The sequence below is a fragment of the Pseudodesulfovibrio piezophilus C1TLV30 genome (assembly GCF_000341895.1).
GTDB classification, from domain to species: Bacteria; Desulfobacterota; Desulfovibrionia; order Desulfovibrionales; family Desulfovibrionaceae; genus Pseudodesulfovibrio; species Pseudodesulfovibrio piezophilus.
The window spans coordinates 2,102,764-2,116,662 of the sequence record NC_020409.1 but is presented as its reverse complement, the minus strand read 5'-3'; the positions used below and the strand labels follow the sequence as shown (position 1 = coordinate 2,116,662).

Annotated in this window: 8 protein-coding genes; 1 reads left to right on the top strand and 7 read right to left on the bottom strand. The window is 54.8% G+C overall.

Annotated features, from left to right (window positions below; genetic code table 11):
* Positions 1-41: 41 nt before the first annotated feature.
* The 7 genes from BN4_RS10065 to BN4_RS10035 form a co-directional block, all read right to left on the bottom strand.
* Positions 42-2,000, bottom strand: a complete 1,959-nt coding sequence (locus tag BN4_RS10065; protein ID WP_041720286.1) for an OPT family oligopeptide transporter — start codon at positions 1,998-2,000, stop codon at positions 42-44.
* A gap of 149 nt (positions 2,001-2,149) precedes the next feature.
* On the bottom strand, positions 2,150-4,156 hold the full coding sequence (locus BN4_RS10060) for a DUF6785 family protein (RefSeq protein ID WP_015415280.1): 2,007 nt from the start codon (positions 4,154-4,156) through the stop codon (positions 2,150-2,152).
* Positions 4,153-9,129: an ABC transporter permease gene (locus tag BN4_RS10055; protein WP_015415279.1), complete on the bottom strand. Its 4,977-nt coding sequence runs from the start codon at positions 9,127-9,129 to the stop codon at positions 4,153-4,155. Before BN4_RS10055 ends, BN4_RS10060 begins: the two co-directional genes overlap by 4 nt.
* A gap of 3 nt (positions 9,130-9,132) precedes the next feature.
* Positions 9,133-9,912, bottom strand: a complete 780-nt coding sequence (locus BN4_RS10050) for an ABC transporter ATP-binding protein (protein ID WP_015415278.1) — start codon at positions 9,910-9,912, stop codon at positions 9,133-9,135.
* A gap of 9 nt (positions 9,913-9,921) precedes the next feature.
* Entirely contained in the window at positions 9,922-10,626 is a 705-nt protein-coding gene (locus BN4_RS10045; RefSeq protein WP_015415277.1) for an ABC transporter permease, read from the bottom strand.
* A 116-nt stretch (positions 10,627-10,742) separates the two neighbouring features.
* Complete coding sequence (locus tag BN4_RS10040) at positions 10,743-11,519, bottom strand: polysaccharide deacetylase family protein (protein WP_015415276.1); 777 nt, start codon at positions 11,517-11,519, stop codon at positions 10,743-10,745.
* Between the two features lie 48 nt (positions 11,520-11,567).
* Positions 11,568-12,461, bottom strand: coding sequence for a LysR family transcriptional regulator (locus BN4_RS10035; protein WP_015415275.1), 894 nt, complete (start codon positions 12,459-12,461; stop codon positions 11,568-11,570).
* Positions 12,462-12,573: 112 nt separating this feature from the next.
* On the opposite strand from BN4_RS10035, the gene BN4_RS10030 reads away from it, so the two are divergent.
* Positions 12,574-13,836 (top strand): APC family permease, encoded by a 1,263-nt coding sequence (locus tag BN4_RS10030; protein ID WP_015415274.1) that lies wholly within the window; start codon positions 12,574-12,576, stop codon positions 13,834-13,836.
* Positions 13,837-13,899: the final 63 nt, after the last annotated feature.

Here is a 13,899-nt window from a genome sequence, read left to right as displayed (position 1 = left end):
TGAAGCAAAACACCAGCATCGTGCAGGTGAACACGAGGGGGCTAATAGGCAAGGCGGCCCAGTGACTTGAGAATCAGGGTGCAGCCCATGGCGAACATGCCGGTCAAGCCCATGCCGCAGGAGAATCCGGCCAGCAGAACCGGGGCGTAGTGCCGCCACTGGGTCCCATATTTTTTCAGAAAATACAGACGCCCAAGCATAGCCCCGATGACTTCCAATATCATACCATGGGGGGTGGATTGGCCCAAACCTCGGACCACCCCGTAGATCAGCAGGACCGGAAGTCCCAGAATATTGAGCACCGCATACATACCAAGGCCAAGCCCCAGTCCGGACAGGACAATGGGACCGGAAAGCGCTTCGAAGAACAGGGAATTGCCTTCCAGTGTCGAAGTCTGCATGAGCAAGGTATTCAATGCCTGTAAATGCCATAATTCCTGCGCGAAAGGGTATTCCGGTGAGGGGATCGGTGCGAGTTGCCATAAGAATTGCGAGAAGAGAAGCGAGGTGATCATCACGATGGGGAAAACGATGATCTCGGCCTTGATGATGCCGCGCAGGCTTGTTCCGGTCAGTTCAATTTGCCGGAACTGGACGGTTGCTTCGCCATAGTTATGGATGGGAATTGGAGCATACCAGATCTCCAACCCCTGGTAGCCAAAGAACTTGGCTCCGGCAATGAAGGAAAATTCACGCACCATGGGCAGGGCTATGAACTGCCCGGCCACACCCTCCATCCGTGCTGTAATGTACGATATGACAGGTGTGTAGATGAAGCCGTAGATAACGAAGAATATCCATGGGAATGACGGTACCAGCCAGACGCAAAAAGCGATGTAGCAGAGCGTCGAGAAGACATAGATGCCGATGGAAACCCAGAAATTGATGTCGCCACGTCCTTTGGGCGGATTGAACAGGGCCGAGAAGTCCAATCCGTTTCCTCTTGAATCCTTGAATGATCGCAGGACGTGGTAAATGCCGACGGCCCCGATTGCCAGCCCCAGTCCAATGCCGAAACTCATGTAGAAATCAAAATTATTGGCGAAAACGGTTTCAACCGTGGCCATGCCTGGATGCCAGCGATGCAGGATGCCATGGGTGTACAGGATGGGGTTGGCGATGATGGTGATAACCAGTCCCAGCAAGCCGCCGATCACAGCCCAGAATGGCAGGACCATCCCCACGAAGACCAGTCCCAGATCGAACTGGATACCAGTTGCCACTGCCGGGAGCATGGCTTCCGTGTACTGGGTGAGTTCGATCCATGGGATGGGAATCAGCCGTATTGGTTCTGTGAACAGCAGGCCGGAGAGCGCGGGAAGGAGAACATAGAAAAAGCCGAAGAGCAGACCGATTACGCCGCCGATGGAAAAGATTCGCCATTTCCACCCTGTCTTGCGATCCTCGGTGGACTCAGCCAGGGCCATAGTACCCAATGCTCCCACCGGAGCCATGGGAAACGGGAGCTTTTCCACATCCGAAGTGATACGGTACAGGGAATATCCTAATCCGAAATGGTCAATGCGCTGGACGAGTTGCGCACCCACCAACAGCATGATCGGCACCAGCCAATCGCGGTGCATGAAGGTCCGCTCCAGGTAGGAGCCGGATCCTAGTGCCGGGGCGACCCAGTGCGGGATGAACTCCGTCAATCCGAGCATCCGGGCTGCATCGGACTGGATAAGGTATTGATTCCAGAGCAACCCTTGGAATGGAGACGCCAGCGCAGCCCCAGCCATATAGTAAAGAAGGAAAATTTCCTGTTGTTTCAGATGGGTATATGAGCGTTTTGCGATCTCGGCAAAAAGGATGATCGTCACCCACCGCGCTGCCGGGCCGATGCCTTGTCCGATGACCAATTGCAGGTACATGGAGCCGGGCATCATCAGAAAACCGATGAACACCGCACCGACAATGGTTTTCCAGTCAAAGCCCTCCTCGAAATGCTCGGGGGGCTTCATTAAATTTCGGTATTCCTGGAGTTCTTTGTCGTCGTACATAGGGGTCCATGTTCCCGGCCTCCAGACCATCTTTTCTTCTGGAGATCACTCTGTCTCGCAGGGAAAGAGGAGGGCGGCTTTGTTTTTTATTGTGTCAGTGCGTCAGGGGAGAAGTTTTTCATATCAACAGAGTTTTTCCATTTGTCAGGTTAAAGAGGGAAAACAGAGTAGCTTTGGTTGTTGAACAAGCCGACTATAGTAAAAACACCTCCCATCAGAAAGTCGCCGAGGATCAGGCCGACAAAAAGAAAACGGACACGATTGAACAAGGCCGTGCCACCATAATGGAGAACGAGGTGGTTGCATAACCAGCCAAGAAAGAACGGGAACCAGAGAATCTTCATTCCCCCGGAATAGGCGACGAGATAGCCGAGAGGATGCAGGGGCCACCAGGGAATCTTATAGTAGCAGAAAATGAGTAATCCCATGACAACGGCTCCTGCCCCGGCATAGGTGAGAGTCCATCCATTGGGTCCCACGGGCTGGTCCACAAGCCGCTGGGCGTTTTGGTAGTTGGCGAGAACGGTCTGAGTTGCCCAATCCAGGCCAAGTTCCCGGAGACCGTATTTGTAGCCGAGAAACAACATGGTCACAAAGGCTGTAGTCAGGGCAAGGACCAATGCTATGCCGATGGCTATAAGCACGAGATGACGCTGTCGGGCTTCCTGCCTGATCTTTGAACCATGAAAAAGAGTGGGGGCGAGAGCCTCACGCATGTCGAGGAAGAGGACCTTTTGCATAACTGCGGTGGCGGCGATTCCGACAGTCCCGAAAAAGCCTGTGCCGAAGAACCCCATCAAAGCGTCGGATGGGGCTGCTGTGAGCGTGAAATAGGGAAGTCCTCCCTGACAGACGATGCGACTGGTCACCAGAGTGAAGATGAGAAACATTAGTGGCAGGAAGAGCGCGGCCAGGAGAGGCAGGCCGAAGAACCAGCACCAGGCGGAGAGACCGACCAGTCCGCCAATGAGTCCCCATAGCGGCCAGATGGGCGGTCCCCATTCCTTGGGGATGGTGTCGAATTTCCCTTTCCCTTCCAGTTCGGAACTGTGGCAGACCGGTCGCAGGAAGCAGATAACGGTTTCTTTCAGGTGATGGCGGGCCAGCCAGAGCAGAAAAATAAAGAAGATAATGTAGGCTCCGATGGTCTGCGCGCCTTCGGGCCGGGCAAGGTCAGGTCCAAGGGTCGTGCCGAGTGCGGCTTCCGGGAGTTGCCAGCCAAAGATATAGAGCACCCCGAAGAGGAGGCCGCCGAGGATGTAAAAGACCCACATGGAAAAGGATATTTGTCGTGTTGTCAGGAAGGCGAAGCCGATGAAAGCGGGAACAAAAAACATTTTGAGCTTGTGGAAGCCGGAAAAGAGGCCGAACTTCGGGAAGTAGGTGCCGGCCAGCACCAGTGTGGGCATCTGGGGAATTGAGGGAAAATAGAAATGCAGTCCGTTGAGCAGGTGCAGTGCTCCGGCAAAGGTCAATCCGATGAGCAGATATCGGTTGGACCACCAGTCCAGGAATTGTCTTTGGTCCAGGGCTTCGCCCATGAGCATGGGAACACGGACGAGGGGGAACAGGACGCGCTCGTTGACCACCCATTGACGGCCGAAGAGGACCATCAGGCAGATCATGACAAAAAAAGCTCCCAGAATGAACAAGGCCCAGACAGCCAGCACGGGAAGCCAGACATGCCAGGGTATGGACGACAGGACTTCGAGGACGCCCATGGTACGGCCATTTCTGATACCTTCATAAAAAACATGCACAGCCTGAGTGGAGTCCGGAAACCATGATTTTGGCAGCAGGGGAGTCAGGACTTCCGTCCAGCGATAGGCATCTTGCGCAAAGTGTTCTGGTGCGGTGATGTTGATGAAGAAACACTCGCTGAGCCCGGCATAGCCGATGGATGTGAACAATACGGTCATCAGCCAGATCACGAGCAATTCCACGCCGGAATAAAAGGGGCGTCGGCGGCTGAGTCGGGCAGCAAGGGCGTCGAGTACGAACAACCATGCGATGATAAAGAAGGGAGCCAGGGGAAAATGGCCGCCGCCCAGCGGAGTATTATGAAGAACGGTGTTGTTGTAGGGTGTGAAGATACAGAGGAAAAGGCCGAGCAAAAGCCCGGTCACAAGCGCCCGTATCCTGATTCGTCCGTTCATATTGAGCCTTCGTCGTTTTCGTTCATGGCGTCCGGAGTCATTCCATCCATGACTCGTTTCATGTGGGAGTTCAGGGTCACAGCATAGTGTTCCACAGCTTCTTCGTCCAGAGATCGCCAGGCCAAGAGCTGTTTTCTCAGGTCATTGAGGAAATTTCTGTTCAACCCTTCCCACGCCTTGTGTTCCCCTGCTTCACGCAGGATGACCACGCGGACCTGACGGAATCCTTGGTAGAGATCGGATGGGCAGAAGACAAGTTTGACCTTTTGGCGCACACCGAAATCAAAGGGAGCCAGCCAGACTCGCAGGTCTAGGGAAAAGCAGAGATCATCGGGCATGGGGTGGCCGTCCGGCAAGCCCATGAGCAGTCCGGTTTTCAGTTCCTGTTGCTCCAGGTCCAGAAAGTTGCATCGCATGTCGTCTGTGCAGAAAGCTCCGTGGGAAACATCATGGTGTGCCATGTAGTATTGTTGCAGAAATCCTCCGGCCGAAGCCATTTCGTCAACTTTGATCAGAAATGGCAGGATCACGATCAGTTCATCTCCGTGTGCCTTGGGCATGGTCCAGGATTTGTTGACGTCGGGGATGGCAATTCGTGCGGCAACCCTGGCCGGATAAATGGCCGACACCAGTACCACGCCGAGAACCAGAAGCATGGCGGCCACGCCTGCGGTGGAAGAGTAGTTGGCAGTCATGCCTGCCCAGAGGGGCGTTCCTGCCAGAAACGCTGAAGAGCCTTGTGCCAGCAGGTAGCCGACAACCACGGAGATAACGCCGAATGCCAGGGCTTCGGCAATGAACAGAAAGGCTACATGGGGGGGAGCCAGTCCCACTGAAGTGTAGACCGCAATTTCCGATTTGCGCTCATAAACCGAACCGACCATGGTGTTCAGGACAATCAGGATGGAAATGGCAAGGGGGATCAGGATATTGGCCATACCTGAATAGTTGACGGCATCGGTGGCAAAATAGAGGGAAGTCCCGGAGTCACTGCCTCGAAAGAGCAACATGCCGAAACGGTCACCCAGATCCCCGGAAACTTCGGTTACGCCTTCATTGGGCTTGACGGCAATACCCTTGAGTTTGCCATTGCCGATGGCGAGCATGTTTTCGGCCGGGATAATGACGGTTTCATAGCCTGGAATATGTTGATAGCGGGACTCGGTGGAAACGACATCATCGCCGTCTTCGATAGCTTCGGCTTCGACTTCGGAAAGCTGGGTGGCGGCCTGGTTCGGAAACACTATGGGCGTCATGGGTTCGCCGTCAAGATCTGGATTGTCTCGCAGTCCGTCATCCCGAAAAATACCGACCAGCTTGATTTCGAGTCCCCATATGGTCAACGTATTACGTTGCGGGTCGTTGGGATCGGCATTGAGCTGTGCTGCCATGCGTTCGGGGAGCATGGCAACGAAGCGTTCCCCTTTTTCGAACCAACGTCCTTTGACCAGGATACGATCCAGTCCGCTGACCTGTGGCTCAAGGAAGGACAATCCGATCATGCCTCGGGCAGGGGTCTCCACCCCATTCATGGTGACAGGGATGAGCGGAGCACGGGATTTATCGGAGGTCAGGCCCGTGTCATACCATGCCCTGGGCACGACGATGCCTTTGTTCTGATAGGCATTTTCGAGCACGGAGAGAGCTTCGACCGGAACGTTTTGCCAGTTGAAGTATTTGAGGAGTCGTCCGTTGTACGTCGCGATGTCGCTGAAGGTGGCCCAGCCTTTCTGCCGCACGGATTTAACCGTGGTGAAATTCATGATGGTAAAAGTGAGGATGACAAGGGTGGCAAAGGTCAGGAATGTGCGAATGGGCCTTCGTTTGAGATTGCCGACCCCGAGCACGAAGGCCGCACCAAAGGCCGCTGCCGGACTGATTCCGGTCAGCTTGATATGGGCGGATCGTTTTTGCAACTCGACCATTTCTCGTTCAAAGCGGGAAAAGATGATCAGGGAAACCAGCAGTGACAAAGCGAGAATGAAAAAGGCGAGGATCACCACCAGGGGAGAATAGGTGAGCTGAAATGCAGGGTGGACCATGTAGATGACGCCGATGATAGCGATCAGGAAGCCGAGAAATGCGCTGATGCGTTTCCTGATGTCAGCGAATGAGAAAAAGAGCCGCTCCATGCAGTAGGCAAAGGGAACGAACAGCGCGACATAGAACAGGACTCCAACCAGCACGTCTTTCTGGGTCTTGTCCACATCGTTGTAGACCCGGCTTGCCTTGGCCAGGGAGGATCGTGCCGCTTCTACGAACTTATCCCACTGTTTCTCTGTCTTGTACTGCCCGGCCCGGTTCAGGTCGTTGATGCCGAGATGCCGCAGGGTACGGATGCGTTCATTGACGATGCCTTTTGATTCCAGTGTCTCAATACGCGGAGCCAGGAGCGACCACATATCGCGGGCGGCCCGATATTCAGTCATGGGAATGACCGGCCATTGTCTGGCGATATACCCCAGTCCTTGAGGGTGTTTTTCATCGGCATTGAGGAGCAGGACTTTTTTATCGAGTACTGTGTCTGACAGGGTCAGTTTGAGGGGGGTGTCTGGTTCCAGAAAGAGTGTGCCGAGGGTGGATCGGCGCGTGTCGAGTCGGCTGTACCAATAGCTGACCGGCGGTGCTTCGGTTCGGCCGTCAATGAGCGTGGGGCGGTAAAGGTATTTGAATGTCCTCGGATCAAAGAGATCGAACAGTGTTGTCTGGGTGCAGGCGAAGAGGATCAGGTCCGTGGATTGGACCGCACGGTTAAGCTTGATGCGGTAGGCATCTCTTCCTGTTTTGGGCTTGTCGATGGCCCAATCGGCCAGGCCTGTCTTTTCATTGAATTTGAATGCCTCGATCACGGCCTTGTGATAACTGACCTTTTTGCTGGCCAAGCCCGGAATCCGGAATGTCCCCGCCGTATCAACCATGGCGTAGTTGCGGGTTTGCCATTGGAAGGCGAGCACGACCATGCCGGTTCCGGGGCGATCCGGGAAGATCTCTCCTTTTCTCAGAAGATTGGCACGGCCTTCTATGGTGACAAAGTTGTTCCTGCCACGTTCTCCGGCATTTTCAATGGGCTGGGATGCCAGAGCGTTTAGTAAGTGTTTGACTAATTCACTCTGTTTTCTCATGGAGGTGAAATTGACTCGCTCCGGCTGATCATAGGGTGTGCCCCATGTTGGGCGAACATCGTGGACAGTCGCCAGAGTCAGCCCGGCAAATCCGGCCAGGGCCATGGGTTCGCCTCCCAGCTCCGGCTGATCGGGAAGGTAACTCTGCCAGGCGCGTTTTCCCGGCCGCAGGGTATCGTGAAAGAGGGCTGCAATGTCCGGGCGTTCTTCAGCGAACGTTTTCATGCTGTTTTTGAGGACAGTATCAATGGGGCGGAAAAAGGCGGTCCGGTTGATGGTCGGCTTCAGATTATTGAGCCACCCCTTGTCGAATGCGCCGACACCGTTGCCATGGCTGGAGAGGTGTAGGGAAACGTGGGCTGCGATACTTCGGTCCCCGATGGCGTCGCGCATGGCGCGGGCCGAGGTTATCTCCTTGAGTTGCCCCGTGGCATCGTCGAGAATCGCTGCCTGGAGGGTTATGGCTGCGGGAATGAAGTCGAGCAGCACGGTGTGTTCCTCTCGGGCCAGAGGGAAATCGTCCGTGGTGGAATTGACCCAGTTCAAGCGTTTGAGTCGAATCCTGCGGTCTGCCAGTTCCTTGATACGCTTTTGCCGTGCCGGGTTCCTTTTTTCCTGTGCTCCTTCTGCATTGAGCAGGCGCAGGCGCATCAATTCATTGGTCAGAGTGTCCTCTGCGTTGCGAACCACGGCCTTGAAAGCCTTCTTGAGCAGGACGATCTGTTCTGTTGACAGTGCTGCTTGTTCGAGAGGCTTGATGGGACGCAGTATCTCAAGAACACGTCCGGCGTTGATGACCTGTTGTTCAAGTCTGTTTTTGCGCTCCTTGAGTTCCTTTCCCTTCGTGACCAGAGCGTAGGTGAATTCACGCATCCCTGCCTGGGCCTGCCCTGTTCCGGCCGTCGCCAGGAGGAAGAGTGATCTTTGGGGAGGGTTTTCTGCAAATTCGGCAGCCGTGTCCAGGAGGGTGGCCATGGAAACGGCTTCTTCGGCTCCGGGGGCGTCGCCAGCCACAAGTGCGCTGTCGTCATAAGGGGCCTGAATGATGAGTGTCTGGTGCGAAAGTTCAGGGTCACTGCCAGGGATCATGCAATAGATATTTTCGGCGGAACTCTTGTGCCATGCCGATGCCGAGGTCAGGCGGATACGAGTCAGGACAGCCGTGCCCTGGCTGGGGAAATTGGTGCCGAACAGGGACTCGGCTCGTTCGCGTGCGACCCAGAAAAGCGGGAAATCCACCGGGGTCTGTTCGAATTTGTCCTTGAAAAGTGCTCGTGGAGCAGGACCGCCATTGCCGCCGCGCCCCAGAAAGATGAGTGCCCGAGCACCGAGCATGGCTGCATTGTTCCAGTTCTTCGCCGAATCCATATCCATGAGAACAACAGCACCCTGGACATCGTGACCATTGAAATCGGTGAGGGCTCCCTGCCCGACATAGAGTAAGGGGGCTTCGATGCCGGGAGGCGCGATGGCTCCCGGCGAGAGTGCATTGACCCGCAGCTGACTCAGTTGTATCGAACGCGTCTGATCCGAAATCGTCAACGTCACATTTGTTTGCTTGATAGTTGGGATGTGGAAGGTTTGCCTGCCGATGATGGCGTTCGGGAAAAGACGTTGGAATTCGTTTTCCACCATATCGGCGGCAGCAACAGCGCCGGGAGAGCCTGCGGATCGGTCGCCGAGGTCTGACAGCCTGCGGATCAGCGAGGTCTCATCTGCCATGGCAGTGGAGGCCCAGGCCAGTGCTAAAAAGATGATGAGGGTGTACAGTTGCCAGTTTCGCAAGGAACGGTGTGGTCCTTCCGATCTCCATGGCGTCCGGTTTATGCTGCCGCGCTGCCTGCTGGACATGGGTTAGGAGTGCCCTCCGGTCTGGGATTCCTTTTTCTGTCCAGTGAGTTTTTCTCCTATGCCTCCAATGGAGATATCGAGTTCTTCCCTTTTCTCCACTCTGTCCACCATGCCATCCCGCACCCAGACCACGCGATCGGAAACGTTGAGCATTTTGTAATCGTGGGTTGCGGAAATGACGGTCACGCCTCGCTCGCTGGAGAGCATCTGGAGCAGTTCGATGATTTCTTCGCCTGTAGTCAGATCGAGATTTCCCGTGGGTTCGTCTGCCAGGATGATGGCCGGGTCATTGGCTAGGGAACGGGCTACGGCTACGCGTTGCTGCTGACCGCCGGACAGTTCCAGCGGCTTGTGCTGGAAACGCTCCCCCAGTCCGACCAATTTGAGCAGTTCGATGCCTTTTTCCTGGGCATCGTCATTATTCATCCCGGCAAAGGTCATGGGGAGAGTCACGTTCTCAAGGGCGGTCATGACCGGAATCAGATTGAATGTCTGGAAAATATATCCGATTTTGCGATTGCGGAGCCATGCCAGCTCATAGGCATCAAGTTGCGAGATATCGACTTCATCGATGAACACCTTGCCGTCAGTGGGTTTGTCCAGCCCGCCGATCATATTGAAAAGAGTTGATTTCCCTGACCCCGATGGTCCCATGATGGAAATGTATTCACCGGAGAATATTTCAAGATCGACTCCCTTGAGAGCCTGGAGTTTCTGCTTGCCAATGGTGAAAGTCTTCCTCACGCCAATGACTCGGACGATTGTTTTCTTTTGTTCAGACATGTAAAATCCTCAGTGCTCGGCGCGGATGGCGTTGATTGGTTCCATGCGTGCTGCGAGAAGTGCGGGATAGAGAACGCCGATAAGACTCAGGCTGCAGCCGCCGAGGGTCGCCAATCCCACGGAGCCGAGGGCGTCCGTCAGGGACAACCCGGAAAGGGCCATGGGGCCGAATCGGAAAAACCCGGTGACCAGGGAGAAAACAAAGCCTGTCACTGCTCCGATGGCCGCGCCGAATATTCCCTGCATGGCGGCTTCGAGCAGAAAAAGCTTGAGAATCATGGAGTCCAGAGCACCCAGGCATTTCATGACTCCGATTTCTGAGAACCGTTCGGTGACCGACATCAATTGGGCATTGATGATGCCAACGGTACAGACGAGCAGGGAAAGGATGATGATCCACCGTTCCTTCGCCGACATGGCAACCAGCCCCTGGGCAAGGTTGACGTCATACCCGGCCAGAGCCAGTGACCGGGCAGCATCGGTGCCACCTTCCCGAAGCAGGCCGGAGGCGATATCGAGATTGACCAGAACAAATGACAGAAAGGAGACAGCCAGAACCAGGCTGGATACGGTGATCATGGAGCGAAAAAAACGCACCTTGAGACTCTTGAAGCTGATCTCCACCGATTTGGCAAAGGGCAGGGTAATGAGCCTTTTTATGCGGTCTTCCTGATTTTCTGTGAGTCCTTTTTGCTCTCGGCTATGCCATCCCATCATGCCCCCATGATTAACCGGTTGAATTTCCACGTTCTCCATATACTAAGCGAGGGGGCCAGCCATGACAAGGGAATCGCGTGAGGAATCTGCGAATATTTCCTACATGTAAGAGCTTATAGAGTTGTCAATTTGAATCGTTTTATTTTTTTTGCGAGCGACAAGAGACTGTCCAGAAAGGAAAAAGAGGCGTCGTTCATGCGTTGGTGGTGCAGCATGATTCCTATTCGACCGGAATCCATTGCCAGACGAAATTCATCGAGCAGGGTCTGGAGTCCATTTTGGGGGAGGGCTTCCGAGCGCGTATGCAGGTCCACGTTGATGGCATAATCAGGCAGGCAGGCAGGCAAGGGGACTTTTTTCATTTCGCCGACTGATCGGGAAACCGCACGATAGCCCGCTTCAGCGAGAATGCCTCCGGTCACCGTGTCGAATCGATTCCACGGCGGGGTAAAGACTGGCGCGAAGTCGGTCCCCATCAGTCCAATCAGTTTTTCGCGACCTTTGATGATGTCGGCCTGCTTTGCTTCGCTGGAGCGGTCCTGGCCGAATTCTCCTTTTTTCCCACTCTTCTGATGGTTCTGGTGTCGCCAGCCGTGTTGGTGCCAAATCCAGAGAGAGTCCTCTTTCCCGGCCCATTCCCTGAGGATCTGCCATCGCGTTTCAGAAAGCCAGGCCGGGGTCACGGCCAGGTGTAGCGGGATGTGATGCCGGGCAAAGAGTGCCAACATGTGGCGGCAGTTCTTGCTTGGCACACCGATATCATCGGCGCGGAAGAAAAGCTCTGTTTCGTCCGGAGCATGTTGGAGCAGGTTCTCCAGATGGCTTACGCTCGAGGCAAGAGCGGAGGGGGACGCCTGCCAGCAGGGGGATATGATTGTTTGAACGATCATGACGCAAGTACGGGTAGCATGGGTGGGCAGTGCTCCGCCACCCCCAACCTAGGCACTGAGCAAGATTGGCTCCTGCCAGACGGTTCGGACGACATCGCGAAATTCCCGCAGCGGAGAGTCATAGCCCTTGCCTGCCGGGTACGAGAGGCAGAGCGGCACTTGAAGCCGTTCGGGCCAGAGCACGGCGAGCGAATGCTTTTCCAGCCGCTTGGCATCGTTTTCCCGGAGAATGGCCACGCCGACTCCCTCGGCCACGAGTTCACGCATGATTCCTTCATCTACGGTCTGCTCGACCGGGTTCGGCTCCACACCAAAGGCGGACATGCGTTCACGAAGGGCCACGTGAAAGGGACAGCCGCGAAAGGTATATATCCATGGCAGGGCAGCAAGGCCGCGCCAATCGCCGGGTTCGAGGCTCTCTGCCATGGTTGTGGGGATGGCAATGGCAAGGGAAACCGGAGCGATATACTCGTCGTGAATACCTTCTTCTCCCCACTGGCCGAAGCGAAAGCCGATATCCATATCGCCTGAACGCAGAGATTCCGCAGTATGGCGGCTTTGGGACACAATAAAGGAGAGCTGCATTTCCGGGACAGACACCCGCATATTGCGGGCCAATGCTCCCATTCGCAGAAAAGCGGGATCGGTATTCAGCCCCACGGTGAGATTGCTGGCTGCCCTTTTATGCAGGGACTCGGCTCTGACCTTGAAATCTTCCATGGCCTGGATAGCGCTGCGTGCATAAGGAAGCAGGGATTCACCCTCGGCAGTCAGGGCCATGCCCCGTGCCTGTCGAATAAACAGGGGATATGCAAGCTCTTCCTCGAATTGCTTGATCTGTCCGCTCAGGGCTGACTGACTCAGAAAGAGTGATTCGGCAGCTCGCGTCAGGTTCCCTTCAAAAGCCACGGCCAAAAAACATCGCAAGCTTCGTATATCCATGGTTGACTCCGTCGAGCGTTCTGTTTTTCCGAACGCATCTTCAAAATATATGAATTTGATTTTTCCACCATATTCCACGAAGGTCGTAAAAAATCAACCAAAGAGATCAGGAATGAATCAACGGAAAATTGGAACACTTTCTTTGTGCTGCATGATGATAGGCTCTATCCTTGGAGCGGGGATCATTGTGCTTCCTCCCATGGCGATTGCTGTTGCCGGAGATTGGGCCTTGGTTGGTTGGGCACTTATCAGTCTTTTCGGGATTGCACTGGCATATGTTTTTGCCAGGATCGGTATTTTGCTACCAGGAGAAGGTGGTGCCGCCAATGCTGTCGAGTATGCCTTTGGTCCTGCGGCTAAACAGTTCTCGGCATATGCGTTGATCTGTGCGTTGTTCTTCGGTCCTGCTGCGGTCGTCCTGACCATTGTTACGTATCTGCCGCCGGAGATCGCTCCACAGACAGAACTGGGCCAGGCTGTGGCGGGAGGGATTATTCAGGTCGTGTGCGCCGGGCTGATCCTGAGTGGTCTGCGGAACATGAGCCGGATCACTTTGGTTCTGGCTTCATCGGCGACCGGTTTACTCTTGACCGGAGCTGGACTGGTTCTTGTTTTTCACAGTCAGGCTCCCACTGCATTGCCGGAATTTGATTCCGGCACCATGGGGTATACGATGCTACTGCTTTTTTGGGCCGTGGTCGGTTGGGAAGTTGTCGGTAATTATGGGGATGAAGTTGTTGATCCGCGCCGAACAGTGCCTCGTGCCGCCATTCTGGCAGCCTGTATCATCGGGCTGGTCTTCATGGCTGTAGCGGCAGGGTTGCAATACGGCCAATTCCCGGTGGAGGCCGGGCATGGCGTTGCTGCGCTCCTGTATCCGCTTTTCGGGGTATATGCGCCGTGGGTCAATGCCGCCATGACTGCCGGATTATGCATGACCACTTATCTTGTCGTTGTCGGGGCAGTCTCCAGACTCGTTGCCCACCTCTCTCAGGAAACCGGCCTGCCGGATGTGCTGAATCGGCGTAATTGTTTCGGGATTCCCTGGGTTGTCATTACGGGATATACCTGTATCCATCTTTTTCTTTTTTGTATGGTCGGGGCAGGTTTTTTCGATTTGGCAATGCTTGTTGCCGTGGCAGATGGCTTTTTCCTGACCAACGCCCTTCTCTGTACCGTGGCCGCCGTCAGGATTTTTTCCTCCCCTTTGCCCAAGGGAATAGCTGGAATCCTCAGCCTCGGCATTCTGGCTGTTCTCCTTCAGTCTCATTGGCAGGTGATTGTGGTCATCGGTTTTCTCGCTTTTTGGGTTATGACCAAGGCGCGGCGAAGCACGTTTCTCGCTCGGTTTCAGACTTCCAGAGATTCTCGTTGACGTCGCAACTCCCTTGACCTTTTTCGGTCTGGACAGCACACTTTCTTCGTCATCCATATCCAA